We start from the raw sequence: 26322 nt of genomic DNA on the forward strand, positions 1-26322 counted from the left end.
AAATATACAAGATTTATTCTTGCATATTACACTCAATAATACCATTCTAGGCAAGAGTGTATGATTACACTCTCTACCAGTATAAACATATCTAATTTTCACTGAATATAAATAAATCTTTCTAAATCAGAAACCGGATTAACACATACAATGCTGAGGCAATTAGTTGTAATATTGTGACTGGAATACCATAGTGAAGAAAAGTTTTAAAAGAAATCCGTCGTCCGTGCTGTTCGGAAATTCCCGCCGCTACGATGTTAGACGATGCACCAACTAACGTACCATTCCCGCCTAAGGTTGCACCAAACATCATGGCGTAAAACAATGGTAAAACTTCTGGGGGAAATTGTCCTTGAAAGTCGCGTGCTAAGACTTCTGCGGGTGCTAATCCTACAGTGACAAGGTATTGCTTGAGCAGGGGAACCATCGCCACTACCAAGGGAATATTAGGTACGACACTCGATAAAATTCCTACAAGAAACAACAACACCAGAGAACCCAAGATAATATTTTTTCCTAAAATAGCTGCCAATATCCCTGATAGACCACCAATTACGCCTGTTTTTTCTAATCCTCCAATCAGCACAAAAATACTCATAAAAAATATTAATGTACTCCAGTCTACATCGCGCAAAATATTGTTGACTGTATCAATTTTGCTATGGTGAGATAGTAGTAAAGCCAAAGCTGCGCCTAACAGAGCCACAGCCGCCGGGGAAATCGGTATTGGCAGGGATTCTCCAATCACAAAAAATAGCAGGACAAAAGCGACAATTACTGCACCCAGACTCAAAACCCGTGGATGATTAATTTCTGGGTGTGGTAATTCTTCCAGATTCTCTAATTTTGTATGCCAAATTTTGCGGAATAAAAATGGCAAAGTGAGAGTTACCACAGCGACTGCAATGACACCACCTAAACTCAGTTTCCATAGATAATCTATAAAACTTATATTGACAGCATCACCTACAATAAATGTTGCTGGGTCACCTACTAATGTCAGCAATCCAGCACTATTGGCAATCAAAACCATCAATATCAATAAAGGTACAAAATTTATCCCTATTTCTTGTGCCATTGGTGGAATTAGTGGCGCTAACAACATCACTGTTGTTGCATTTGGTAAAACTGCACAAATAGGAGTAACAATAGCAACAATACCGAGTAAAAGACGCTTACCATCGCCTTTAGCTAATATCACTATTTGGGTTGCCAAATAATCAAATATCTTAGTAGGCTCAAATGCTCTAACTAAAACCATTACACCAAAAAATAATCCCAGTGTGCCATAACTATTACCAATGTAAGCAACAGCTTCCTGTAAAGTCATCACATTAGTAAATACTAATAATAATGCTCCTAATAAGGCTGCAATAGTCAAATGCACCCATTCCGTCATAACTAGAAAGATGACACTGATAAATACGATGACACTTAGGAGTGCTTGCCAGTTTTCCACGCCTACCTCTTGTAGCTTATATTGTTGCGTAATAGCGAAAAAAGTCACCTAAAATATGGTGACTTTTTTCTGTATTTTCATTTAGATAAATAACTTCTGAAAGTCGGGGTCAGAATTATTCATCTATACATTCAGGAATCCCTAAGACAGCACAGGGGAAATTATAACCTAAGGTTTCAATGAGAGGATGATAAACAGATTTACAACCCAAAAATAAGATATCAGCAGCTTCAAATTCTGCAACTTTTCTCAACTCTGTACTTACACAACCGAAGCGTAGATGAGATTTGAATGAACCTTGCCATTCTTCAGCCAAAGTTCTTGCCTGCCAAATAATTCTATCTGCTTCTTGCAGTGGTGTTAGTGTGTCTGTTTGAAGATATGATTTAATTCCTGTCAGTTTCGGTTGAGTAATTACAGATGTGCTGGATTTTTTTGTTTCACTTGGCGGCAATTCTATTGTCGGCAAGCGTTTAGCAAAGCTTAAAATATTAGAACGATTTTTTGTGTTGCTATCTTCTACTACATAAACAGCTTGCACAGTGACTTGTTGATTAGTCGCCAACCTTGTTTGATGGGCAATCCAACAGGCTATATCTAGTGCTGTATGGCTGTTAGGAGAAGCGTCATAACCAACAATTAAGTTGATTGATTGTGTTGTTTGACCTTTTTGGGGTTCTGGTAATAAAACCATTTGGTCAATTAAATCATCACGACCCATAGCACTTTGCAGGCGTGCTAACATTGGCTTAATTTTCACAGCTTTAACTTCTCCTAAACTTAACGAACACATCAACGAGAAGCAGGGTAAAACGGACATTCATATCCGTAAGGAAACCCCAATAACAACTGGTATCAAAGCCAAAGTCTTGGGGGTTCCTTCCATTGCCGACGGAGTTAGCTGACGGGCTAAGACTGGAAGGTGTCTCTCTTTAAGAGTGCGGAGTAATGAGTAATGAGTGCTGAGTTTAATACTTGGTTACTCTTGACTGTTTACTCTAGGTTAGCTACTCTCTGCAAGATGCGCCCCATAACATGGTTCCTCCGTTCCAAATGATTGCAAACTTAATTTGAATTAGGCTACCCACTAAAGAGATAATAGACTACTTTACTCTTCTTGAGCAAAATATTTGTCGAGAAAGTTTAAGGCATGATTACGAAGTTCAAAGTATGCTTTTGAGTTACGTATAGCAGACCTGTCGCGTGGATGAGAAAATGGTACTTCTAATATTTCTCCAATGTTTGCGGCTGGGCCATTTGTCATTAATACGATGCGATGGGCTACGCCCCGCCGTAGGCGATCGCTCATATAAATTGCCTCATCGACATCATGGGTAATCATCATTACTGCTTGGCGATTATTTTCCCAGATATCTAATACTTGTCTTTGTAATTTACCTCTAGTTAAATCATCTAATGCGCCAAAAGGTTCATCCATTAACAGCATTTTTGGACGAATGGCTAAGGCTCTGGCACTCCCTACTCTTTGTTTCATACCTCCAGAGATTTCATCAGGATATTTATCTGCTGCCGGGGTCAAGTTTACCATTGCCAAGTGTTTGTTCACAATGCCAATTTTTTCTGCTCCATTAGCATTTTTTAACACTTCATCAACTGCTAGACGGATATTTTTCTTCACTGTTAACCACGGTAAGAGGGAATAATTTTGAAATACCATCATTCTTTCCGCACCTGGCTTGTGAATTTCTTTACCGTCAAGCCTGACTGAGCCAGAAGTGCTTTTTTCTAAGCCCGCCACAATTTTTAATAAAGTGGATTTGCCGCATCCAGAATGTCCAATTACAGAAATAAATTCGTTTTCAATAATAGTTAAATTCACCCCATCTAAAACAACAAAGTTACTTTTATCTGGTGTTAGATAAGACCTAACTAAATTCTCAATTTCTAAAAAATTAGTGCGCGGTATAGCTTTGTCATGAGCATCTATTGTTGATGGTGTATATTTCATATCAAATGCTCCTAAAAGTTTTTAACTATGTATCAATAAAAATCAAAATTCCCAGTTCAAGACATGAAAAAACGAGTAGGAGCGTTAGCCCTAATTGCAGAACTATTTAAATACCCAACAGGGTTACTGGGGTCAAAACCTTTCTTATCTATAAAATACTTCTGGTGGTTCAACCTTGTAATCATCCGGGGAACATTGAATCCCCATTTCGGCAGCTATCTGGCGATATTGTTCATGGTCATGGCGTTACCGTGACGATAGATTGTTATGGCTGCACATAGGGGAGAGAGGAGCGTGCTATGCGGGCGTTGATGACTGCACCAGATACGATAAGCGCAGCATCAAGACGACCATAAATTAAGCCGTCGCAGGAGGTAGCCCAACTGGCTTCGCGGTTGAGTTGGACGTTTAAGCCATACTTGCGAAAGAAGCCTTTTTCCAGGCGATCGCAAATGGCGCACAATCATTTATGGGAAAGTATCCGACAATCAAATCGGGTTTTTCTAAATCGCTGGATTTGATTACTGGTTTGATGGCTAGGGCTTCTTGGGTTAGGCCTTGGGCAACTAACGCTTCTGGTGGAGTGGGCATTAATTCATGATTTGCCAGGGTAATAACCCACCACAACAAGATAATTCCTAAGAATCCCAAGGCAGGAAGTACGACTACATCCCTCATCAAAATTGGTTTTGCTGTTTTCCATGCAGATTGAGTCGCAACAGCTGCAATCGCTGCTAAATTTAATTGAAATATCATTGTGCCACCCCAACAGAGTTAAGTGCAGGTACGAAAACATGAGCAGTACCAGCCTTGGACACTGACGAGAGCAAAACATTTATCAAATGCTGTCTCTTCAGTCTCCTCTCAATGCCTACGAAGTTAGCTGACGGGCTAGGGCTGAGAGATGCCCCTCTCTGGCGAGTGCTGAGTAATGAGTTCTGAGTTCAGTATTTAGCTAGATTTAATGTTTAACTCTTGACTCTTTAGTTGACACTCTCTGTGAGATACGCCCCACAAATTGGTTCCTCCGCTCCAACCTTAAATACTATGGTGGGTTGGATTAGGCTGACTTACTCGAATAGATAATAATAAACCTTACAGTAACATCTTTTTTACAGAAAAACAATCCCCAATTTGTAAATGTTGTTGACATCATTACAAACAGGTAACTGATTATGGAAGTTTTCCGTAATTAATAACCGCAATTGATATAAGTTATTCTGCTTTAAAGTTGCACAATCCATTGTGAGGGCTGTTGACTGTTGACCGTCAACGGTCAAAACAATTCGCAATTGCGAATTGTTAGGTCAATAGCCCTTATTAGTAGTTATGCAATTTAGGCGCGCTTTAACTTAGTATCATAACCATGCACAGTTAAGCATGAGGATACCTAGCTATGTGATTAATTTTATGTTGAGCAACTGGTAATAATCAATCCTGCTTGGGAGTTAAACAGAATTTTTCCTGAGTCATCAATAATATCTATCACTTGGTAGGTGAATTTTCTCTCTGATTGCGATAATGTCCACTCTGCTCGTTAAACTAATTTCATATAGAATTAATTCCTCTATCTCATAGCTGAATTTAAAATAATGGAATTTAGTCAAGTACTGGCTGACAATACTAACATCATCATCGCCAAATGGGTTGTGGCAGTGCGTGAGGATAGACAGATAGAAAGCGCTGATGATTTATCATACACAGCCATTAAAAACCATATTCCTGATGTTTTTAAGGCAATGGTCACAGTACTTTCACAATCCCAAGAGAGTGATATTAAATCCATTGTGACGGCCAGTTGGCAGCACGGATTACTACGGGCTGAACAGGGTTTTGATCCGTCAGAAATTGCCCGCGAATATAGACTATTAAGGAAAGTTGTATTTGATACTATAGAAGTTGATTTATTACAGAGAACACCCGGCGAAATTATTCGTTCTATGCGTTTAATTGATGCGGTGATTGATGAAGCGATCGCCAGATGTTTTCATAGTTATGTTGGTGAACGCTTGCGGGAATTAGAACATTTGCAATCTTCTTTGACGCTTCATAATGAAGAACTAACACGTTTAGTCACTAGCAACGAAGATAAACTATCACAACTAGCCCACGAACTTAAACACCCACTCACGGCGATTATTGGTTATTCAGATTTATTTTTACGACAACAAAGGCGAGAAATTACAAGAATAGATAACACGGTCAACATAGAACATATTGAGCGCGTATTACGCAATGGCAGACATTTATTGCGGTTAATTAATAATGTCCTAGAACTGTCACGATATGAAGCCGGTAAAATTCAGTTGCAACCGGCACCAATTCATATTCGAGACTTAATTAACAATGTTTGTGAGATGCTAGAACCTTTAGCGGCGGAGAAGAATTTAGCAATTTTAGTTAACTGGGTACAAGCACCTAGTGAAATAATTACAGATGGTTTTCAATTACAACAAATTATTACCAATCTTGTGAGTAATGCAATTCGCTATACAGAGTCAGGCAACATTAGTATAGTCTGTGAAGCAATAGATGATCAAAAGTGGGCGATCGCTGTCTCTGATACAGGAATTGGCATTGCCGAAAAAGACCAAACTAAGATATTTGAACCTTATTTTCGCGTTAGTTCTAAAGACCGTCCCTACCTTCCTGACAGTACAGGCTTAGGTTTAGCAATCGTTTCGCGGTTAGTGAAGCTATTGCAAGGTGAAATTAACTTAGTCTCCAAAGAAGGGTTGGGTTCCACATTCACTGTGACTTTACCTTTAAAAGTAAAAACTTGAGCAATTGTCAACCAAAAGGGGATGGAATTTTACGCTTGATCAATAAATTTTCCTGCACGAAATTCTCCTGCACGCCGCCTCAACTTTAAAATAAATGTAGTTGCAGTTATCGCCTCACTATATTCAAACTGATGGACAAAAAGAGCAAGCCAGACTGGGCTGGTGAAAGTTTACTCTCCAATTTCGTGAATTTGTTGATTCAAACTAAACCCATTTATGGGGTGATGAAACAGCAGGCTAGACAAGTCCTCATCAAAACGGCTGAGAAAAACGGTATTCCCTGGCGGAAAAACTACGAAGCACTCCAAGTATCACCTGCAAAAAAACTGCTGGCGGCGGTGACTAACCCTCATGTGATTTATCCCGACTACTATAAAGTACCCTTTCACGCTTATACGGAAGGTAATTTATGCTGGGACGCTGCTTTTGAAACTGAATCAGCTACCTATGCAATGGCGTTGCGGGTATGGCCTCAAGAAAACCTAACTTGGGAAGCCGCTCATGCTAGGCTCAGAGGCACTTTTCATGACGCTTTAGAAACATACGCTCCCCAGCAGGTTAGAGATATTTTAGATATTGGTTGCTCGGTTGGTGTTTCTACCTTGGCGCTGCATCGTTATTACCAACGCCGGGAAAGGTATCCAGTCAGGACTGTGGGTTTGGATTTATCGCCCTATATGCTAGCTGTAGCTAAAACTAGGGATGTTAATAGTGAAATATCTGAATGGCTTCATGCTAGGGCCGAAAACACAGGCTTACCCGATAAATCTTTTGATTTGGTTACTATCCAGTTTGTTACCCATGAACTTCCTGGCTACGTCAGTCAGGAAATTTTCGCCGAAGCCAAACGGTTATTACGTCCTGGTGGTTATATTGCTCTAGTTGATAATAACCCGCGATCGCCTGTCATCCAAAATCTCCCCCCCGTCCTCTTCACTCTCATGAAAAGTACTGAGCCGTGGAGTGATGACTACTACACCTTTGACATCGAAGCCGCGCTACAAGCCGTAGGTTTTGCACCACCAATCACAGTCCCCAGCGACCCCCGACACCGGACAATTATTGCGAGGAAACCAGATTAGGGTTTAGGGGTGTAGGGGTATAGGGGTTTCAAACATTTGTTTTGAATTTTGAATTGATTCATAACCCTTATCCTTGGTATTTCGTTTTCATGCGTAATTCTTACCAGATTAAACCCAAACTCTGCGTACCCCCGCGTTTAAAGGCCAACTCTGTCCAGCATCGCCAAATGCTGACTGACCGGAGCTAGGGTATTAGCCACAATCATCCCACTAGCAGCGACGGCTGGCAGACCGATACCGGGAAATGTGGAATCACCACAGCACATTAACCCTGGAAGGGGTGTACCATGACCAGGAAACAAACCAGAGGCGGCGGAAATTGCGGGGCCGTAGGAACCACGATAGCGGCGTAAAAATCTCTCATGGGTAAGGGGTGTACCTACCAATTGGATTTCACAACGAGAGCGAATATCAGGAATGATACGTTCTACAGCTTGCCACATCACCTCGGCACGCGATCGCTTTTGTTGTTCATATTCCTGACTTCTTCTGTCCACCCCTTGCCACAGTGCGTAAGGTTCATTACCAGGAGTATATATAACGCGATGTGCGACTTATTTTTGAAACCCCTCTCCAAACCTCTCCCCAAACCTCTCCCCGAAGCGGAGAGAGGCTTTGAATCTTATTCCCCTTCCCTCGCAGGGAAGGGGTTGGGGGTTAGGTTTGAGAGAAAGTTGCACACCGCGTTATATATGAATTACGTGTTTGCCCTGTGGTGCTAAAGACGGGTCAAGAATTGAGGGAATCGATACCAAAACAACATTCTGGGGCGCAGTAATCCCCAATTCCCAATCATTCACCACAATATAATGACAAGCCAAATCTAGGGGTAAACCTTGGGCATTAATACCCAGATGCAGGTGCATGAAACTATCACATTCGGGTGTGCCTTGGCGTTGGCTGCGGAATTTTTGGGATACAGCCCCCTCCGGTAATAACTTCAGCGTATCCCAGATCGAAGCATTAGACACAACCGCCCGCCGCGCCCGAATTTCTTGCCCACCTCGCAGCCCGACACCTACCGCTTTGTTACCTTCTACCAATATTTGTTCAACATGGGCATTGAGTAGCAATTCCCCACCGTATTTTTTTAATCCCTCTACCAAAGCATTAACTAAAGCACCACTACCACCAATGGGGTAATCTAAAGCTACTCCTGGGCGATACCAATCGGCGAACATGAATGCTACCTCTGCCGCATTGGTTCCCGAAGCTGGGAGTCCAGAGAGGAGAAAACACAGTAAATTCAGCCAGTTACTAATAAACTGGTCATGGACAACCCCATCCATGATGCGAGAGAAAGGCCCCGTTAACTTGAGGAAATTCGCAGATTGTTTAGCCAGAGTGGGAGCAAATCTGCCGATAGTTAGTGCTGCGCCTATATCCCAGCGTAATGCAGCTGGGGGAAGAGCGATCGCCGCCTGGGCTAGTGGTGTCATCACCTGTTGCAACCGCCGCCATTCAGCCACCGCCGCCTCTCCCCGCAGTCTCCCCAGCACTTCACAAAATTGTTCTGCACCCACCGCAGCATCAAAATCACCTTCAGGTAAGCAACAGCCCCAAGTATCATAAGTGACCCAGGGCAAATCAACACCAACTGCATCTAGCACCTGTCGTAAAGGGTTAACCGAAGGACTATAAGACAAACCAGAGTAAAGAGAAGGCCCCGAATCAAACTTAAATCCTTGACGTTCAAAACCGTGCGCCGCCCCACCAGGGATCGAATGACTCTCACAAACAGTCACATCAAACCCATAACGCGCCAGTAAAGCAGCACAACTCAACCCCCCAACGCCGCTACCAATAACTACTACATCTGTTTGCTTCATCCGCGTTTATCCGCGTTTATCTGCGTTTAATTTTTCCCCATCCAATACACTATTCTAAATTAGACAGTCCAGTAGGGTGCGTCATACAATTTAAAATTCAAAATTCAAAATTCAAAAAGTAGATTATACAACCTAGACACAACAGGACTTTTCACCCAGTCCCCAATCCCCAGTCCTACCTAAAAACCCCTAAAAAAAACCTCCCAATTTGTGGGAGGTGAGAAATTTAGCAGAGAAAATTTGTCTACCTACACGAGAACAACCGCGATCGCTCCTCCTAAGGCGGCGAAAACTGCGGAAACCACTGCTGTGGCAAACAACCACCAAGAAGCTGTGGCGGCGGCTTTGCGGGTTTCTTCGGCTTGCCGTTGGGCTTGATGTTTCACTTCTTCCAGGCGGCGCTGTGCTTCGTGTTGTAGGCGTTCGGCCCGTTGTAATACGGTGTTGCGCGCTCGTTCTATTTGGTCAATTACGCGGTTAGCATCTTCCTCTGAGATGTCATCGCGGGAACTGACGATCGCGACTAAGGTTTCGCGGTTGAATGAGGATAGGCGATCGCGCAACGCATCGAATCCGGCTTGTGGGTCTTCTAATAAGGTGCGAACATCCCGCTTAATGCCGTCGTAGTTAAGTTCGGGACGTTCCAAAGCGTTGAGATAGTTACGAATGCGGGCAAAAACCCCGTCTATTACGTCATGAATTCGCCGTTGGATACTCCGCACCTGTTCGACAAATTGCTCTTGTACGGAAACTATATTATCGGCAATTCTGGCTGCTTCCTCGTCGCTGATATCTTCTCGAATCTTCAACAGAGCAATAATTGTGGAACGGTCAAAATGGGCTAGGCGATCGCTAAAGCTTTCTACCCCGACGCGTGGATCATGCAGTAATAATTGCAAGTCACGTTTAATTCCTTCTGGATTTAATTCTTCCTTACCAGTTTGTCGCAGGTATTCTGCCAAGTATGCTTGGAAGTTCTGCACCTGTTGCTGAGTGCGGGTAGCTAGGCGACGGGGCGCGCGCACGATATTGCGGATGGAACCTTGTACTGAGTCAATCACCTCATTAACTTGCTGTTCGCTCAAGTCTTGGCGCTGACTGAGTAATTTTACTAAGGTGTCCCGGTCTACTTGGGACAAACGACGGCGTAAAGCAACTGCACCTTCCTGGGGGTTTTCAAACAGTCTATTTAAATCTCGTTGAATCCCTTCGGGGTTAAGTTCTTCTTTACCTGTTTTTCGCAGGTAATCAGCAATGGTTGTAGTTACAGAGTCGTATTGCTCTTTGGCTTTGTCGGCTACTATTTGGGGTGTATGGCGGACACCATGCCAAGACTCTTCCACAGTATGAATAATTTGATGTGCTTGGTCTTCGCTAATATCTTGACGTTGACTGAGCAACTGTACCAATGTTTCCCGGTCAAAACGAGATAAACGCGCCCGAATGGCCGAGATTCCAGCTTGGGGATCTGCTAATAGTGTTTTCAGGTCGCCACGGATAGCATCGGGGTTTAGTTCTCCTTTACCAGTGTTACGCAGATATGACTCGACATTTAACCACAGGGTTTCTGCTTGATATCTGGCTTGGTCTGCCAAGTTTTTCGACTCTAACAAGACGCGATCGCGCTCTCTTTCCAAATCATCAATAATTCTGTCTGGCTCTCCTGGCTGCATATCATTGCGTTCTAACAATATCTGCTGCATGGAGTAGCGGTCAATTATTGCCAGTCGCCGAGTCAAGGTTTCATGATCTGCATCGGCATCTTCCAACAGAGGTTTGAAATCTCTCTCAATTCCTTCTGGTGTCAAATCTGCTTTATTCGTCACCAGCAAATAACTTTCGATTCGGCGTTGCAAATCTTGGGTAATTTCTCGTTCTTCGTCGGCTGTGACTATCACCAGCACTGACTGACGCACAGCTTCTAGCTGGTCGGCAATGTGCTGAATTTGTCCTTGGGTAAGCAGTCCCCGTTGTTGCAAGATGTTCACAAAATCATTGCGGGAAAGGCGTTCTAGTTCCCGGCGCACTGTCCCAGGATCGGCGGCTGGGTCATGGATGACATCGCGGAATTCTTCCGCAATTCTTTGCTCGCTCAATTGCCAAGCATAGGTGTTAGACAGATAGTTTTCCACATCAGCCCGAATGGGGCTATATGGTTGTGATGGCACAGGTAAGCCTAATTTACCTGCTTGATCTGTGGCTTTATCTTTAGCTGTGGTGAGTGCGTGCCAAATTTTTTCCACATCCAAATCAGATAAATCTGTTCTCCCCAACGCAATCCCAGTGAGTGCGGATATACCTTGCTGGATTGTGCTTTGAATTGGCCCGGCTGGTGCAGCTTTTTGGTCTGTTTCCTTCGCGGAACGGCTTTCGGAGATTAATCTGTCCAACTTGGCGCTGAGTTCATCAGTCTTAGCTTGTCCCGGTGGTAAGGATTTCAGATATTCAACCAACTCACCCAAACGGTCTGGAGTCGGTTGTTGCTGAGTTACCGTTTGCTGCCAAACATTGTATAAGGTGTCAGCTATCCGCTTCACGTCTCGCTTGGAAAGGTCGGTACGGCTACTCACTAAATCAATGAACTTTTGCCGATCAATATTACGTAAGTCTGGACTACCGGCGATCGCTTTTAATTGAGGGTCACTCAGTAACCTTTCAAACTCACTGCGAATATTAGATATATCTAACTCTGGTGGACGCAGTTTTTCAATATAATCTTCTATGTTTTCACGGATACTGAGAGGGTCGATGGCACTACCTAATTCCCGACGCATGGCGGCGGCGGCGGCTTCGGCTGTAGCTACAACCTGTTGATTAACGGCTTTTGCTCCCAAAGCGGCGGTAGCTGTCCCCATAATCGCCTGAAAGCCAGAGGTGGCAGTGTTAACTACCGAGCCGATGAGAGAACCAACTGTCGTGGAACTCACCCAAACTAACAGCAGGAAGTATGCACCCCAAATCACCAGACCGAGAATTGCCCCTAATCTAGGGTCTAGAATTACTAGGCTGAGTTTGACCGCCAAGAAAGAAGCGACTAATAAGGCGATCGTCACAGTAATTAGTGTCCACAGCCCCACAGCTGTCCCAATCTTGCGAATCGTCCCGCCAAAGCTTCCTGTTTCCTCTGTATCCGACCCTGAGTCAGATGAACGCCCCAGGTAGGAAATACCTGCGGCTACAGAAAGGTTGGTTAATACTAACTGGAAGGCAAAGGCGAGAATTACCCCAGAAAGCAAAGCCACAAAAAAGCGCGGGCCGGAAGTCAGAACCGATGCCTGTGCTGGTGTAACCCCTGTTGTCTCGACTGGAATCTGTGCTGCCCACAATAGGGGCTTGAACAGTTTCAATGTAATTTCCGTACTTTGAAACATTGTATTTCCTTTTTTTTAAGCAATTTAAATTTGGATGGATTTAGAATTTTGTCAGTTACAAATGTAATTTCTGTATCTATCGCAATGCCCAAATCTTCTTGCTTACAGAATCCAAGAATTTAGTACCTCAGAACATCCCCCCAAAGTTTGAAACCTATATCCTGCGGCAGATAGAACTTTGACTATTTAAAGGTGGCAATTTTCCTTTAATTCTATCTGAATATCAACTGAAAAGCCTTGCTAATCATGCTTATTCTAAAGTTGTTTTTAATTGCTTGATTCCCGTGAATATATTTATTTAAATAAGCTATTTTTTTATGAAATTCCCTGATGAGTTTACATTTATTTACAAATAGAATTTTTATCACCTCCTTCAGGGGTATTTGACAGAATTGAAATGTATCCAGTAATAGTCCCCTAGAAGTGGCTATACTTTGTACCCACCGACAGAAAGCATCTGATTGATGAATAGCTAAAGTAAAGTTAAGTAACGCAATTATTCAGGATAAAAAAATGGAAACTCGCTCTACTACCGACTTACCAAAAGTTGCCACAGAATACAACGGCGTAGACCGTAACGCTTTTCTGTTTGGTTGGAATCCCCAATCGGAAATATGGAACGGACGTTTGGCAATGATTGGATTTCTAGCTTATCTATTGTGGGATTTAGCTGGCTACAGCGTCCTGCGTGATGTATTACACCTCATCGGTTACTAAAAAACTCTGTAGTCGAACATCAACTTTATTTAGGAGAAACAACGATGCAAACTCGTCCATCCACTGATTTACCACCTGTTGCACCAGCATATAACGGTGTAGACCGCAATGCCTTTTTATTCGGCTGGACTCCCCAATCGGAAATATGGAACGGTCGCCTAGCAATGATTGGATTTCTGGCTTATTTGCTGTGGGATTTAGCAGGCTACAGCGTCCTACGCGATGTATTACACCTCATCCGATATTAAAATCGCAGCATCAATACCCGACTTGCTAACAAGATCGGGTATTTTGATTAATGACATTTTTTTGGATTTCTTATCCAAAGCGGAGTTCAAAAATTAAGATAGATATTCATCGTGATGCGGGATGAGCAGTGATTGATAGATTAATGAAAATGTCATACAGAAAACAATCTACATCCTTATGGCAAGACAAATGATATGAGAATGAAGCTAATTAGCAAGTGACCAATCAAACGGTTTATAGAAATTCCCAAGCTGTAAATAGTAGAAAATCCCCACCAATTCCAATATTGCAAATCAACACTGAAAATACTGGTGAGAGTTGTTAACACAATCAATAATAATCGTGTATAAATAGATTGTGTTGCTGTTAACAGCAATATTGATGTCAAAGTAGTTGCAACCAGTAATTCAGTAATAAATTCAATGATAAAGAATCGACTTATGGAATAGTAGCTCTCAGTCCTGACCGCGATAAACGCTGTAACTTTGTCTTTTATATAATACAATCCTTTCGTGGATTGGCGTTCCAAAATTTCACCCACGGTTGATTGAGTTTCCAACTCCTTAACACTTCTAATACCCCAAGGTGTTAAGCTTTGGGTGAGTCCACTCCATAAAAATAAAAGCACTCCCCCAATGATTGCACCTTTAAGCAAGCTAAACCAATCCACGTTTTATCTCCTCTAAAGTATGTATTTTGGTGACATTCACACATAATTATACTAAACAGAGAAAGATTTATGAATTCTTACAATAACCCCTCTATGATTTCGTCAAAATTACGCTGATAAACTTGTTCAGAGTAACTTTGCCAGTGTTTTTGTGAAGCATAAGGAGAACGTTTTAATGTCGCCTGCTGCACATAAGCCATTAATGGGCGACGAAGCAATTCATATTTTTCAAATGCGGTATCTATAGCTTGTTGATTATGCCAATAATTACCTTGGGCAATTTTAGCGATTAGTGTGGCTACTACTAACGCATCTTCCAATCCTTGATTAGCACCTTGAGCCATGAATGGGGGCATTCCATGTGCCGCATCACCTACTAATACAACTCGCCCAGCACTCCATTTGGGTTGAATTGGAGAAGATGTACTTAGACTATTGTCTGAATCTAAATGAGTGACGCGATGTACATAATATGGGCGCTGTTTTATATTAGCTGGTGGAGATAAAAGAACTAATTGCCGTAGGGAATCGGGAAATTCTGCTTGTTCAAATACCTGAGTAACTAATTCTTGTAAAGAGTTATTAGGTGGATTTTGCAAAGACTCCAAAGCTACGGGCAAATGTACGATATATCCAAACTGATTAGCTCTGCGGAATAACAATATTCTGATATCTGGTGTATCATCTGCCACATTTTTAGATATTTCACCATCAAATATGGTAACAATTGTTGAGCCTTGTAAAAACTTATCTTCGAGTTCTATTTCTAATTCCTTGGGGAGATCATCAAGACCTTGACAAGTTATAGCGGCAAACCCAGAATATTCAGGTCTGGATAAATCTTGATTTGGACTATCTTGATACATAACTCTACGGATTGTCGAGTTAATTCCATCTGCGGCTACTATTAGTTTAGCTCGGAAAGATTTTGTCACTGATTCTTGAACCTTATTCTCCGAATTTTCCGAATCTGTGTCATTCCAATGAGCATAAGGATTAGCTTCTAGTGTAGTATCAGATAGACAATCCAACTGCACATATTCACTCTCTGGCTCATCTACAATATTGATGCAACGGTGATTAGCTCTAACTTGGTTTTGGGGTAGTAAGTTTCTTAAAGCTGTCTGCAAATCGTACCAAGATATTGTTAATCGACCTTCACCATAATCTTGAACCCATTGATCAAAATCGAGAGGAATAGAGTAAACTATCTGTCCTTGTACATTTCTGCAATGCCACTTTTGTGTAGTATCAGGTGCTGTTTTGTTTTGAGATTTAGGCTGAGACTTCGCAAAAGTAATACTGGCCGTTTTCACTGCTTCATAAGCATTATTATCCAAACATCTGAGAGCTTTTAATCCATTGGGAAGAAGATCCAAACCTTGACCAACCTGACGAAAAGCACGGGTCTGATCTAATACAACAATGTTTTCAATACCCCGCTTATGTAAACCGATAGCTGTGGCCAAACCAATAGGCCCAGCACCAACAACAATAACATCGTATATATGTGAATTTACATCAGTGGGTAACGGAGATGATTGTAATACAGATTGCTCTTTCGTTGTTTCGTGAATTGATTGATTTTCCGACATACTTATACAGATAAAGATTTAATAAGCTATTCTGCTTTTAAGTTGCATAATCCATCGTGAGGGCTGTTAACTGTTGACAGTCAATGGTCAACAGTTAACAGCCCTTATTAGCAGTTATACAATTTAGCCGCGCATTAGCTTAGAAAGCAAGTAATCATAAATATAATAAACTACTGTCGGTTCTACGAATTAAATAGTAGCTAATATCTTTAAATATCTTTTTATACTCGTTGATTAATACATGAGCGCTTATTATCTAGTTACCTAATCAGCTTAGGAACTTCTTATCAATTGACTCCATCATCATAGATAATGTGAGGAGTTACATCCATGTTTAAATTCCCAATCAATATTGTATTGAATTTAACAATTATTGGATTGTTTTCCAGTTATATAGCAATCTTTACAAACCCTGTTATTGCTAGTGAAGCAATAATTGATAAAAATTGCCGCTATCATCGGAGAACACCACAAAATATACAAAAGATTCCCCCAAAAAGCCGCGCAACTGTATACTTTACATCGGGCTTCAATGCTAATAAACAAAAATACTTTTTACAAGTGCTAAAACTTCCCAATTCTACAGGTATTTTTTGTTTGTTTAGTACTAACTCTCAAAAAGCCAAGAAAATACCTGAAACCCAACTGATTCAAAATAAACAGATTGAAAAAGTGGAAAAACTTTCTGAACAGGCTGCAACTTATATTGTGACTGTGAAAGGTAATAAAAACGAAAATATCTTCCGAGCTTTCTATAAATTAAACCTTAGCAATCCCTATCGCCCGGAGATGACACCAATTATCAAAATATATAAAAGCTAACCATAGAGAAAGCCATCTGTAGAGATATGGCAGTTTTCCGAGAGTTGAGGACATATTTTAGTAACAAAATTTTGATACTAAAAGCCTTCCCAGACTATTTCTTGTCCTCTCTGCCCCTACAAATGGCTTTATTTACCATAAATAAAGCTAGTATAAGCTCAACCTAGTCATTTTTTATTTTCATTTTAGCGATCGCCTGACTAACATCTGCGGAAGCCAAAAAAGATAAGAATATGCCTGTTTTGCGTGACTGTAAAGCGAGAATAACTGAGCTTTACTCAATAATGTGTAGGGTTGGAGTGTTTTGAGAATTTCTCCCAACTTATCTTTTCCTACAGTTTGACTGACACCACTAACAACATAATCTTGTAAATGCGGCGGTAATTGCCAGTCAATATTAGCATCTGGTTGATGTATTACAGGTTCAACATTACCTCGCCATGCAACTCCCATAATTTGCATGGTTTGATATACCATTGTGTTCCAACCTTTCTCTTTCAAATAGTCTAACCCTTGCCCTACATCAGGAGAAGCCAAATCGTGAAATAAAATTAAAGCATCCGGTTCTGCAAGTTGTTCACAAATAATTGCATCATTAAGTGGGGCTGGTGCTTCATGATGACCATCTATAAAAATCAACGACCATTTACGTTGAAATTGATTTGCTATCTCTGCTACTTTTTGGGGGCTGTATCCTGGTATGAGATTTACTGATTCCTTTACCCCTGCTGACTTCAGTGATTCTGTAACGCTTTCATTAAACAATTGTTCAGCAAGCATAGGATCAATGACATCAAGCTCTACTCCTCCTAGAGCTAAATGACAAGCTGACCAACCCATCCAACAACCTATTTCTAAAGCTTTTTTCCCCTTAAATTTTAAAGCTGTATTGTATAAAATGTGAGCCTCATCTCTGCTAACAAATCCCACCTCTTGACGGCGCTGATCAACATAAAAGTTATGAGCAATATCTCGCCGGAGATAAAACCAAAAAGAATCATATCTGTTGCCCAAAATCATATTGGGAAAACATGAGTCTGGTTGAATAGTAGAAAAACCGGACGAAACATAATCTCCGGTTGGAAATGACTCATTTTTTATTACTTTTACTGTGTTTTCTTTCATAGATAATTGTCTGAGTATTGGATCAACCAAAATTTAGCCACAATATATAGAGGCGATTTTGATCATAGGTAATGGGTAATTGGTAAATTTTGTTCCTATTACCGAAAACTCCACCCACAAAGGGATGGAGTCTTTCATGTCATCGAACTCACCTTGTATCAATCCCCGTCAGGAATTGAAATAGATTTTAACCAAATAACTGATTGATCAATGGGAAATTTAGCTTAAAACAAGAATTCCCTACCCAGCACAGTTTATTAGCGATGAACAAGCCCATCAGGCATAATCGCACCACTTAAGTTTGCGCCTATCAACTTTACCAGTAGGCGATCGCCTGAACGAATCCGCGCTCCTGTCAGGTCTGCACCCCGCAAGTCAGCACCACTGAGATCAGCACCAATTAAATTAGCAGAGCGCAAATTCGCTTCTCTTAAGTCAGCTAAGAGTAAATTGGCTCTAAACAAGTTGGCCTCTGACAAATCCGCACCTCTGAGAATCACTTTGTGCATAAAAGTGTCACTGAGATTAGCACCGCTCAGGTTAGCATAGCTGAGGTTTCTGCCAGATAAATCTTTGTTACTCAAATTTGCCCGACTAAAATCTTTGCCACTCAAGTCTGAGTTCTGTTTTTGTGGCTGATGGGTTTCTTGGTATGATTTTTGGGGTTCCGGTGGGCGATGGTGATAAACATGATGAGCCTTACCATTGCCATTTAACGAGCGCAATTTGTCACGAGCTTCGTTAATGGCCTTGAGTTTGTCTTGTGCTTTTTGTTGCAAGCGGACATTATCTTTGGGTAGGCGATCGGGATGCCACACAAACACCAAATCCTTATAAGCTTGGTTAACTTCCTCAAGGGTAGCCCCTACTTCCAATTCCAATACCCTATAATACCGCTCCAGCTCGCTCATAAGATGTTTTAGTGGCGAATCAACTTAATTATGAGAGATATAGCCCTCCATATTTATCAATAGGGACTGGGCAGTTCCGTAGTCACTTTTACATAGTTTAGATGCTACGGTAAAACATTAGTACTCAGACATTATATAAGCCTATCGCAGCAAACTCAGTCTATCAATAACTTTTTTCCCTGCCAGTCCGGAGATAGGAATTCAGAAATCAGAATCGAGTGTGGAAATCCAAATTTACTTGTTGCTCTATTCTAGATTCTGAAGGCTTCAGCAATTATCTTTCGGCTTGCCTATTTCTCCATCTAGTGATAGCTCGAAAATATGCGGCTACGGGAATTTGATAAACTTCTATAAAAATCCAAATAATAATTGATAAATGCGACAAAAAAGTTAATATTGTCCAAATATACGGCAGCCAAGTCAGAGGATCATGCACTGTCGGTGGAAAATAATAAGCGACAATGCCAATTAAAGTTGTAGGCAGTAAGACAAAAATAGTGGCAGCTAACCCATAACCCCAACCTAATTCTACACCTTCTAACTGAGCTTCTGCCCAATTAAAGCCATTCCAGCGCCAAATTAAAGGAGGTTGACGAGAAGGCATCTTAATTTGCTGCTGTTCTATATTGACAGTAAAAATCTCGTGGCAGAAATCACAACCCATCGCCTCCATCAACGGTATGTGAGAAATTTTCCCTACTCGACAAACCGGACAGGGATAAACATCATGAGTATCGAAAGGTTTGGTAAAGAGTTTAGACCTGGACATAATCAAACTGTCTTGAAAATAGCAATTAGGGACTGGTGAGCCAACAGGGTATTCGGAGTTTTCCTCATAAAGCTGATAATTGTGTGTAAAAAATACCTCTGTAGGCTCATGTTATGGTTTGATTTACTGATAATTATGCTCATCGATTACTCATTACCTAACCAATAAGATTGATCTAAATTGAGAACGGTCTATTAATAATAAACATCCTGCTATATATCTACCAGGAAAAGGCTTTGAGTCTCAGATTTGTACTGAGTTTATCGTTTTTCCAGAAGTTTTGCTGGTCTTGACGCTACCAAATTCTTCTGTTATCTTTGTTTTAAGATAACGTAATACGTATACTTTTCGCTTACTATTGTGCATACACTCAGCAGCAGTTGTTATTTTTATTTTTGGCGTAAGGCGGTTCACGGGGTGTGAATTAAGTTTCCCAATGGAAACCGCCCAGTGAACCGCAGAGCGAACTCTGCGGTTTTTGTTTTTTCAGGAGTAAAATTTTATCGTGATGACCTATTTTATTAGCTGGTTTTATAGCTTTTACTTTTGGCCCAAACCAAGTTCCGGGTAAATAGCGTCATGCCGATAAATCATACGCGCCCGGAACCCCAAGGTTCTGGGCTTTTTTGTTTTCAAAAGTTTAGGGAGTCATCAATTCAAAATACCCTACGGGAAGCTAAAGCTACAAAATTCAAAATTCAAAATTGATAATAACTCCCCAGTCCCCAGTCCCCAATCCCCAACCCTTTAGGAGAATCCAACCATGATTAACGCTAAACTCGTTGCCCAATCTCACCCTAATCACCAGACAATTGTTCAAATCTCAGAAACAGTTGCTTTTGGTGGGAAAGAATTAGTAATTATCGGTGGCCCTTGTACAGTGGAAAGCTTAGAGCAAATGGAGACGGTCGCTCAACATTTAGAAGGCTCGTCTGTACAGGCGTTGCGGGGTGGTGTTTACAAACCTCGTACATCACCCTACGCTTTCCAGGGTATGGGAGAGGCTGGATTAGATGTTTTAGCTCAGGTGCGATCGCATTACAATATGCCTGTTGTGACTGAAGTGATGTCAATTGCTCAAATTGAGGCAATCGCCACCCATGTTGATATGTTGCAGGTGGGTAGCCGCAATATGCAGAACTTCGATTTACTCAAAGCCTTAGGACAAGCGGGTAAGCCCATACTTCTCAAGCGTGGTTTAGCCGCGACAATAGAAGAATTTGTGATGGCGGCTGAATACGTCGTCAGTCATGGTAATCCTGATGTGGTGCTGTGTGAACGGGGTATCCGTAGCTTCGATAATTACACCCGCAACGTTTTAGATTTAGCAGCAGTAGTAGCACTCAAGCAAATTACTCATTTACCTGTGATTGTCGATCCTTCCCATGCTGTGGGTAAACGGGAACTAGTTGCACCTTTAGCTAAGGCGGCTGTGGCTTGTGGTGCAGATGGTTTAATTATTGAGTGTCATCCAGAACCAGAAAAATCTGTGTCTGATGCCCGTCAGGCTTTATCTTTAGAAGATATGGTGAGTTTGGTTGATAGTTTAAAGCCTGTAGCCTTAGCTGTTGGACGGACTATATCAGAAATAAAAGGGGTGGGTTTCAAGCCTACCCCTATTTGTTGTGTGGCTTAAATTTTTCCTGGGAGTGGGGAGCGATTATTCATTTTGAATTGATTCCTCCCCTGTTTCTTCTCCTCCCTCATCCCATCCGGTTTTATTTTGAATTTTGTAGCTTTAGCTTCCCGTAGGGTATTTTGAATTGTTATTCCTCTGGCTGTGAGACATAAGAAGAGCGATCGCTTGCTTCTAAACTAAGAGTGCCAGAACCATAAGCGAGGATGAGTAACAGTCCGCCAATAATAGACAAATTCTTGAAAAAATTATTGAATTGACTAGGATCAGCGAAGGGATTGTGAAACACGATGGTAGCAGGAATGAGGAAAATGATGAGTAAAATCGCGCCAATCTCTGCTTTATAGCCCAGAATAATAGACAATCCACCTAATATCTGAAATGCAATAGTAAAAATTAGTAGTACTCCTACTATAGGTAGTCCGGCTTTAGCCATAGATTCACTAGTCTGGGCAAAGTTAAAGACTTTGTTCACGCCAGCGTAAATAAAAATCACAGCCAGAAAAGAACGAGCGACCAAAGGAATGTATTTTTTTAACATGGTAGATAGCTCCAGATTCAGATAGTGAAATTGGGTTACGGGTGCAAAATGCAAAGATACTTGAAAGTACTAAAACTATTTTGGGGTGCAGCGATCGCTGCTGAGATAGAATATCGTATCAACTTCTTCATCGCTACCCTCAGTAGTATAGGCAATTTAGCAGGCAGCCTGTTTGGACTATTCTTGTTTTACCGGAATGGCTATACTTTTAGTGGCTGGTCATGGGAAGCAGCTTTAGTTGTGTTGGGAATTTTTACTTTACTGCAAGGCTTTTCTGCTACTTTTCTCGCTCCCAATCTCAACCGTATTGTTCGCCATGTCCAAGAAGGGACTTTAGATTTTGTTCTGCTCAAACCCATACGTAGTCAGTTTTGGCTTTCCACTCACACCATATCCCCGTGGGGAGTACCAGATTTAATTTTTGGTGGAGTGATTATTGGTTATGCAGGTAAACGCCTGGGCTTGGGAATTACTAACTACCTACCAAGCATCATTCCGTTGTTGTGTGGTGTGATAATTCTTTATAGTCTTTGGTTTATACTAGGTGCAACTAGCATTTGGTTTGTAAAAATCTATAACGCCACTGAGGTGTTACGGGGGTTATTAGAGGCGGGTAGATATCCGATGGTAGCTTACCCTGCCGCTTATCGCTTTTTCTTCACTTTTATAGTTCCAGTAACATTTTTAACTACCGTTCCAGCCGAAGTTATATTAGGTAGAGTGGAAATTCCTTGGTTAATAGGCGGATTAGTCTTGGCTGTGGTGCTTTTTTGGGCTTCTAGCAAGTTTTGGAGCTTTGCTTTGCGATTTTATACTAGCGCTTCGAGTTAGTGAAAGCTAATTTTTTGCTGGTAGATTACGATATTTTCACACAATATTCAAAGTTATTACTGAACTGAAAATATACAAATATAAATGAAGCTAGAAGGAGTGAGTTTGTTGTGCATTTATGAAATTGAACCAAATACTCAAACTAGCGATAATTCCTTCTCTGACAGTATTTATCGTTTTGGGGACATCAAGTCTAGCACTAGCTGACTACCTCAGCAGTCAGGGAGTGGGAGGTAAGTATCGTTACGAATTATGGTCTAGTGATGATAACAAAAGTTACTATCTAAAAATTTGGTTACGTGACGCAAGTCACGACAGTAGCCCCTACCGCACAACTAGAGCATTTACCTCTACAAGGGATGCTCTAATTTATTTTGATTGCAATTATGCTGAGAAAAATTTACCAGAATGTTAGGAACTTCTGGATAAAAAATATCCAGTAGGGTGCGTCAGTGCGATATCACCTAACTATACTCAGACATTATTCATACTGACGCACCCTACCAAACCATCAATTTCGGATAATTTATTTGGCTCTTCAGTTCCTTTTATGGAGTCGAATAAGAAATAAAATCTAATCAGAGCCTATATTCCTTAGTAGGACTGGAGTTGAAGTTCTTAAGCCTTGCTATAAAACGGCTATTTCAATGCCACACCATAAAACCAACGCAAGAGCCATTTATTTTTTGGTGTTCCCTAGTAGTAGGTAATTGATAATTGACCAGAAGTTCCAATTACCAATTACCAAAACTAGATAACTGCATCGCTGTTTTAGCTTTCCGAAGTTTCTTGAACAAACTTCTTACGGATGGTTTTTCTTTGTTCCCCACTATTGACAGTGATCAGATAATCTAGCAAGTCTTCCGAGAAGGGGACGCGCAGGTGAAAAGTTCCGTCAGATTTGAGTGTGATTGGTTTGCCGGCAATATTGACTGTTGCACCTGGATCTGTGGCTCCGTGGATAATTAACTCAGTATCTGCTAAAAACCAAAAATCTCCTTGGGGACTACTAAAGACACGAACAGTGTCGGAACTGGCAATAGTTACCCATTCATCGTCTGGGGTAGCGTAGCCAACTTCTGTCATATAGTCACGATCGCTCTGGGGAATTGACACATAGCGATCGCAGGTGATTTCATCAAATTCATATTGCTGCACCAATTGGGGACGCTGGTAACTCTGGTCAATATTGGTGGCATCATAAAGCCGTAATGCTAGTTGGGAAATCCCTGCATCCTTGAGTAATTGCTGATGAGTTGCGGAAATGTCCCAACTTACATAAGCCCACTTGGAAGTACGAGGGTGGAAGACAACACTACTGGCTTCGTCTATTGCTGGTAAATTTTGGGATAGAGAGTCTATATGTGGGCGATCAAAGATGCGGACGCTATGAGAACGGGCAATAGTAGTCCAGTTTTCACCGCCGCTTAGATAGCCAATTTCGATTATATAATCGCGATCGCTTGCCGGAATGGGTACATAGCGATCGCTTGTTCCTGGCTCACATTCATACTGCTGTGCCTGGTGGGGATTTTGGTAACTCAGATCAACACCAGTAATGTCATAAAGTCGCAATGCTAATTCTGAGGAACCTTGAGCTTGGAACTTTTGCTGATCACTAGGTGAAATATACCAAGAAACATAAGCCCATTCAGGGTTACGGGGTCTGATGACAATATTACTGTCTTCTTCCTCGTCTGCTAACTCCTCGGTTGTGGCTAAATTCTCTTCAGGAGTATTAGGTGATGGTAATACTGTGGATGTGTCACTTTCCTCAACATCATTTTTACCAACCCAGGTTTCTACCCCTACACCTGCTAAGACTGCACCACCGGCTAAAACCCCTAAACTGGATGGAGTGAGATATTCTGGATCTTCCAGTGTGCTACTCTCATGAACTTCGGCTGCATCGGCTACCAAATTGAGTGCATCTTCGGGAATATCGGCAAATTTTGGCAGTGAAGCTGTTACTTCCGCCGTTGTTTCTTGTTGGGGTAATTCAGTCGAGGCGATCGCTGCTATGGTTTCCTCAACTTGTTCATCCACAGATGAGATATTTGTCTGTTCTATAATTGGGGCTGTCCAATTGTTAGCGACTTCGCTATTTTCTTCTGGTTCATCGGCAAAAATCGCCTCAAAGTCTGGCAAGTCTGGCAGTGAGTCCACTATCTCAGATGTATCTTCGCTGACTGGATAGGTTGCTAATTCGGGTTCTTGGTTATCTTCTGGCTCCCCATAAGTTTGATCTGGTAAATTTGCTGGCGGCTGGGGTTGTTCCTCTGTGATTGGGTGATGATTATCCCCATTCGATGAGATTTCGGGGATTTCTGGGGCGATATTTGCTGTTTGTGTTTCTGTATTAGTGGGCGCTTTCCCGACTTCGATCATTTGGGGATAGGAAGTGTTAACCACAGATGCTGGTGCTTCCATATCCCAAGGTGATTGCTCCAATTCAGGCGGGATTGTTACTTGATAATTACTAGTGTAATTGGTGTTCTTCGGCTCTTGATCAGCTACAGCCGTGGTATTTGTGGTGGGGGATGCTACTGCACTTGTCCCTGCGACTGCGGTCACAGTATTGCCATCACTTACGGTGGGATGTAGCCCATTGCGGATTTCTACTAATGGTTCAGTGGTAGGTGTTTCCGTCTCGCCAGAAATGGGTTCTGTGGTGCTTTCTAATACTTTATTTGTGGATGGACGTTTAACAAACCACAATAATAGTCCAGCTATAGCCCCTACTGGCAACAACAACCACCATAGCAAAGAGCGATCCAATCTAGGTGTTTCTGGGGGAGCCACTACAGCAGGCTGATTCACATTAGTGCTGGTACTGGCAGCATTAGGAAAAGTGTTAGCTGTGGGTGTGGTTTCCAGAATGGGAGAGGAATTGATTGCTGGTGTGGTTTCTGCTGTGGGGGAAGAATTGGCTGCTGGTGTAGCCAGAGAATTGGCGGTTGTAAAGGATGCTTGTTGAACTGCATCTTTGGCGATCGCTTCTGCTTCAGCTGCTCTTGCCGTTTCTATTGCCTTTTGCCCTGGTGATGCTAAAGCAAAACCGAGAAAAGCGGCGATCGCTGGACTAGGATTCTTTTTATAAACGTAAACTAGCGGCTGAGAAAAAGGATATTTAGGGTCATCTGGTGAGGTGTCGTGTAATTTAAGTACTCGCACACCAGGCAATTTGGATATTTGATTAGCTCTGGCGTAGCTGATTCCGTCTTTACCCAGTTGTTTGACAATTTCGGTGGTGTTGTCTTCTGTTATCTGAGTCGCAGTCGAGCCTGTGGCAAATTTAGCAGCCTTGAAGACTGGATAGTTATTTAATGCTTCGCGGGTATCGCTGGTGCTAGGGCGATCAATCACCCGAATCCTCGCTGATGGCGCTCCTAGTTGTGACCAATTAGTAATGCGTCCGCGAAAAATTCTGGCAAATTGCCGATCTGTCAAGCTGCCTTTAAAGGGATTTTCTTCCCCAACAATAATAGCTATCTTTTCCCGATGTAACCTGACCTGTTCTAAACCTTGGGCTTTTTCTTCCGGGGTCAAACCACGACCAATAGCTGCCACATCAATACTTCCATCTAATACAGATTTGAGGGCAGCTTCTGTACCATTAATAGCCACATCTACTCTTGTACCAGTGAACTGTTGCTCAAAACCCTGTTTTAGGCTTTGATTCACTGCTATCAAGGTACTTGAGCCATCAATCCGCACTGTCGTGCCGTTTTCCACAGTTTGCGGTAGCGCGAAATTGGGTGTGTCAGTCTCCGATTGTGCCAGCATGGGGGCTGACAATAACAGATTTGCTGCGATGGGGGTGGTTGTTAAGGCAAACAATAATGCCAGATTCACTATGCCACTATCTTGTTTATTTTTTTGCCACATAATGCTCCTATTCAGGTACAGGGAACAGAAAACGAATAAGGTTTAAATTTATCTTGTTATACAGGAATAAACTGG

General features: G+C 41.8%; 20 protein-coding genes, 4 pseudogenes and 2 riboswitches. Of the genes and pseudogenes, 8 read left to right on the forward strand and 16 right to left on the reverse strand.

Annotation, left to right across the window (positions count from 1 at the left end):
• Positions 1-121: 121 nt before the first annotated feature.
• The 6 genes and pseudogenes from ACN222_RS15150 to ACN222_RS15175 all read right to left on the reverse strand — a co-directional run bounded on the left by ACN222_RS15150 (position 122) and on the right by ACN222_RS15175 (position 4720).
• Positions 122-1459: an SLC13 family permease gene (locus tag ACN222_RS15150; protein WP_044523099.1), complete on the reverse strand. Its 1338-nt coding sequence runs from the start codon at positions 1457-1459 to the stop codon at positions 122-124.
• A 115-nt stretch (positions 1460-1574) separates the two neighbouring features.
• Entirely contained in the window at positions 1575-2204 is a 630-nt protein-coding gene (locus ACN222_RS15155) for a universal stress protein (RefSeq protein ID WP_044521594.1), read from the reverse strand.
• 129 nt (positions 2205-2333) lie between these two features.
• A riboswitch (cyclic di-AMP (ydaO/yuaA leader) is annotated at positions 2334-2551 on the reverse strand.
• A gap of 16 nt (positions 2552-2567) precedes the next feature.
• Positions 2568-3428: an ABC transporter ATP-binding protein gene (locus ACN222_RS15160; protein WP_010997186.1), complete on the reverse strand. Its 861-nt coding sequence runs from the start codon at positions 3426-3428 to the stop codon at positions 2568-2570.
• A 230-nt stretch (positions 3429-3658) separates the two neighbouring features.
• Positions 3659-3992 (reverse strand): annotated as a pseudogene (locus ACN222_RS15165) (ABC transporter substrate-binding protein); the annotation flags it as partial.
• Positions 3990-4184: pseudogene (locus tag ACN222_RS15170) on the reverse strand (nitrate ABC transporter, permease protein); the annotation flags it as partial. The pseudogenes ACN222_RS15165 and ACN222_RS15170, both read right to left, overlap by 3 nt.
• Before the next feature lie 97 nt (positions 4185-4281).
• A riboswitch (cyclic di-AMP (ydaO/yuaA leader) is annotated at positions 4282-4505 on the reverse strand.
• Positions 4506-4540: 35 nt separating this feature from the next.
• Positions 4541-4720 carry a hypothetical protein gene (locus ACN222_RS15175; RefSeq protein ID WP_126987615.1) on the reverse strand — a complete coding sequence of 60 codons (180 nt, stop codon included), beginning with the start codon at positions 4718-4720 and terminating at the stop codon, positions 4541-4543.
• 300 nt (positions 4721-5020) lie between these two features.
• On the opposite strand from ACN222_RS15175, the gene ACN222_RS15180 reads away from it, so the two are divergent.
• Entirely contained in the window at positions 5021-6211 is a 1191-nt protein-coding gene (locus ACN222_RS15180; RefSeq protein ID WP_096637160.1) for a sensor histidine kinase, read from the forward strand.
• Positions 6212-6342: 131 nt separating this feature from the next.
• Positions 6343-7293: a class I SAM-dependent methyltransferase gene (locus ACN222_RS15185; RefSeq protein ID WP_010997189.1), complete on the forward strand. Its 951-nt coding sequence runs from the start codon at positions 6343-6345 to the stop codon at positions 7291-7293.
• Positions 7294-7430: 137 nt separating this feature from the next.
• Here the strand turns inward: ACN222_RS15185 and ACN222_RS15190 are convergent.
• From ACN222_RS15190 to ACN222_RS15200, 3 genes and pseudogenes are all read right to left on the reverse strand, one after another.
• Positions 7431-7832 (reverse strand): annotated as a pseudogene (locus ACN222_RS15190) (phytoene desaturase family protein); the annotation flags it as partial.
• A 153-nt stretch (positions 7833-7985) separates the two neighbouring features.
• Positions 7986-9122: pseudogene (locus ACN222_RS15195) on the reverse strand (phytoene desaturase family protein); the annotation flags it as partial.
• A gap of 248 nt (positions 9123-9370) precedes the next feature.
• Positions 9371-12493 carry a hypothetical protein gene (locus ACN222_RS15200; RefSeq protein ID WP_010997192.1) on the reverse strand — a complete coding sequence of 1041 codons (3123 nt, stop codon included), beginning with the start codon at positions 12491-12493 and terminating at the stop codon, positions 9371-9373.
• A gap of 513 nt (positions 12494-13006) precedes the next feature.
• On the opposite strand from ACN222_RS15200, the gene ACN222_RS15205 reads away from it, so the two are divergent.
• The gene (locus tag ACN222_RS15205) at positions 13007-13210 is read left to right on the forward strand and encodes a chlorophyll a/b-binding protein (protein ID WP_010997193.1); all 204 of its coding nucleotides are present in this window, start codon (positions 13007-13009) and stop codon (positions 13208-13210) included.
• Positions 13211-13254: 44 nt separating this feature from the next.
• Positions 13255-13458 carry a chlorophyll a/b-binding protein gene (locus ACN222_RS15210; protein ID WP_010997194.1) on the forward strand — a complete coding sequence of 68 codons (204 nt, stop codon included), beginning with the start codon at positions 13255-13257 and terminating at the stop codon, positions 13456-13458.
• Between the two features lie 176 nt (positions 13459-13634).
• On the opposite strand, the gene ACN222_RS15215 is transcribed toward ACN222_RS15210, so the two are convergent.
• Positions 13635-14129 carry a hypothetical protein gene (locus tag ACN222_RS15215; protein WP_010997195.1) on the reverse strand — a complete coding sequence of 165 codons (495 nt, stop codon included), beginning with the start codon at positions 14127-14129 and terminating at the stop codon, positions 13635-13637.
• Between the two features lie 77 nt (positions 14130-14206).
• Positions 14207-15724, reverse strand: a complete 1518-nt coding sequence (locus ACN222_RS15220; protein ID WP_010997196.1) for an FAD-dependent oxidoreductase — start codon at positions 15722-15724, stop codon at positions 14207-14209.
• 330 nt (positions 15725-16054) lie between these two features.
• On the opposite strand from ACN222_RS15220, the gene ACN222_RS15225 reads away from it, so the two are divergent.
• Positions 16055-16546: a hypothetical protein gene (locus tag ACN222_RS15225; protein ID WP_010997197.1), complete on the forward strand. Its 492-nt coding sequence runs from the start codon at positions 16055-16057 to the stop codon at positions 16544-16546.
• A gap of 180 nt (positions 16547-16726) precedes the next feature.
• On the opposite strand, the gene ACN222_RS15230 is transcribed toward ACN222_RS15225, so the two are convergent.
• From ACN222_RS15230 to ACN222_RS15240, 3 genes are all read right to left on the reverse strand, one after another.
• A complete protein-coding gene (locus ACN222_RS15230) occupies positions 16727-17671 on the reverse strand; it encodes a class I SAM-dependent methyltransferase (RefSeq protein ID WP_010997198.1) in 945 nt (314 codons plus the stop codon).
• 257 nt (positions 17672-17928) lie between these two features.
• A complete protein-coding gene (locus tag ACN222_RS15235) occupies positions 17929-18582 on the reverse strand; it encodes a pentapeptide repeat-containing protein (RefSeq protein ID WP_010997199.1) in 654 nt (217 codons plus the stop codon).
• 274 nt (positions 18583-18856) lie between these two features.
• Positions 18857-19351 carry a hypothetical protein gene (locus ACN222_RS15240; RefSeq protein WP_044521603.1) on the reverse strand — a complete coding sequence of 165 codons (495 nt, stop codon included), beginning with the start codon at positions 19349-19351 and terminating at the stop codon, positions 18857-18859.
• Positions 19352-20114: 763 nt separating this feature from the next.
• Here ACN222_RS15240 and aroF point away from each other — a divergent pair.
• Positions 20115-20987 (forward strand): 3-deoxy-7-phosphoheptulonate synthase, encoded by an 873-nt coding sequence (gene aroF / locus ACN222_RS15245; RefSeq protein WP_010997201.1) that lies wholly within the window; start codon positions 20115-20117, stop codon positions 20985-20987.
• Positions 20988-21117: 130 nt separating this feature from the next.
• On the opposite strand, the gene ACN222_RS15250 is transcribed toward aroF, so the two are convergent.
• Positions 21118-21528 (reverse strand): DoxX family protein, encoded by a 411-nt coding sequence (locus ACN222_RS15250; protein WP_010997202.1) that lies wholly within the window; start codon positions 21526-21528, stop codon positions 21118-21120.
• 48 nt (positions 21529-21576) lie between these two features.
• Between ACN222_RS15250 and ACN222_RS15255 the strand changes: the two genes are divergently transcribed.
• Both ACN222_RS15255 and ACN222_RS15260 read left to right on the forward strand, forming a co-directional pair.
• Positions 21577-22359 carry an ABC transporter permease gene (locus ACN222_RS15255; RefSeq protein WP_044521605.1) on the forward strand — a complete coding sequence of 261 codons (783 nt, stop codon included), beginning with the start codon at positions 21577-21579 and terminating at the stop codon, positions 22357-22359.
• 118 nt (positions 22360-22477) lie between these two features.
• Positions 22478-22774: a hypothetical protein gene (locus ACN222_RS15260; RefSeq protein ID WP_084789104.1), complete on the forward strand. Its 297-nt coding sequence runs from the start codon at positions 22478-22480 to the stop codon at positions 22772-22774.
• 356 nt (positions 22775-23130) lie between these two features.
• Here the strand turns inward: ACN222_RS15260 and ACN222_RS15265 are convergent, their stop codons facing one another.
• Entirely contained in the window at positions 23131-26247 is a 3117-nt protein-coding gene (locus tag ACN222_RS15265) for a DUF4912 domain-containing protein (protein ID WP_010997205.1), read from the reverse strand.
• Positions 26248-26322 lie beyond the last annotated feature (75 nt).

The organism is Anabaena sp. FACHB-595 (assembly GCF_048568275.1).
In the GTDB taxonomy this organism is placed as follows: domain Bacteria; phylum Cyanobacteriota; class Cyanobacteriia; order Cyanobacteriales; family Nostocaceae; genus Trichormus.

Bases quoted from the DNA above. Each gene is read 5' to 3' on its own strand.
- ACN222_RS15185 (WP_010997189.1), top strand. From the start codon at position 6,343: ATGGACAAAAAGAGCAAGCCAGACTGGGCTGGTGAAAGTTTACTCTCC.
- ACN222_RS15200 (WP_010997192.1), bottom strand. From the start codon at position 12,493: ATGTTTCAAAGTACGGAAATTACATTGAAACTGTTCAAGCCCCTATTG.
- ACN222_RS15180 (WP_096637160.1), top strand. From the start codon at position 5,021: ATGGAATTTAGTCAAGTACTGGCTGACAATACTAACATCATCATCGCC.
- ACN222_RS15205 (WP_010997193.1), top strand. From the start codon at position 13,007: ATGGAAACTCGCTCTACTACCGACTTACCAAAAGTTGCCACAGAATAC.
- ACN222_RS15235 (WP_010997199.1), bottom strand. From the start codon at position 18,582: ATGAGCGAGCTGGAGCGGTATTATAGGGTATTGGAATTGGAAGTAGGG.
- ACN222_RS15155 (WP_044521594.1), bottom strand. From the start codon at position 2,204: ATGTTAGCACGCCTGCAAAGTGCTATGGGTCGTGATGATTTAATTGAC.
- ACN222_RS15250 (WP_010997202.1), bottom strand. From the start codon at position 21,528: ATGTTAAAAAAATACATTCCTTTGGTCGCTCGTTCTTTTCTGGCTGTG.
- ACN222_RS15260 (WP_084789104.1), top strand. From the start codon at position 22,478: ATGAAATTGAACCAAATACTCAAACTAGCGATAATTCCTTCTCTGACA.
- ACN222_RS15225 (WP_010997197.1), top strand. From the start codon at position 16,055: ATGTTTAAATTCCCAATCAATATTGTATTGAATTTAACAATTATTGGA.
- ACN222_RS15210 (WP_010997194.1), top strand. From the start codon at position 13,255: ATGCAAACTCGTCCATCCACTGATTTACCACCTGTTGCACCAGCATAT.
- ACN222_RS15220 (WP_010997196.1), bottom strand. From the start codon at position 15,724: ATGTCGGAAAATCAATCAATTCACGAAACAACGAAAGAGCAATCTGTA.
- ACN222_RS15230 (WP_010997198.1), bottom strand. From the start codon at position 17,671: ATGAAAGAAAACACAGTAAAAGTAATAAAAAATGAGTCATTTCCAACC.
- ACN222_RS15265 (WP_010997205.1), bottom strand. From the start codon at position 26,247: ATGTGGCAAAAAAATAAACAAGATAGTGGCATAGTGAATCTGGCATTA.
- ACN222_RS15255 (WP_044521605.1), top strand. From the start codon at position 21,577: ATGCAAAGATACTTGAAAGTACTAAAACTATTTTGGGGTGCAGCGATC.
- aroF (WP_010997201.1), top strand. From the start codon at position 20,115: ATGATTAACGCTAAACTCGTTGCCCAATCTCACCCTAATCACCAGACA.
- ACN222_RS15240 (WP_044521603.1), bottom strand. From the start codon at position 19,351: ATGTCCAGGTCTAAACTCTTTACCAAACCTTTCGATACTCATGATGTT.
- ACN222_RS15160 (WP_010997186.1), bottom strand. From the start codon at position 3,428: ATGAAATATACACCATCAACAATAGATGCTCATGACAAAGCTATACCG.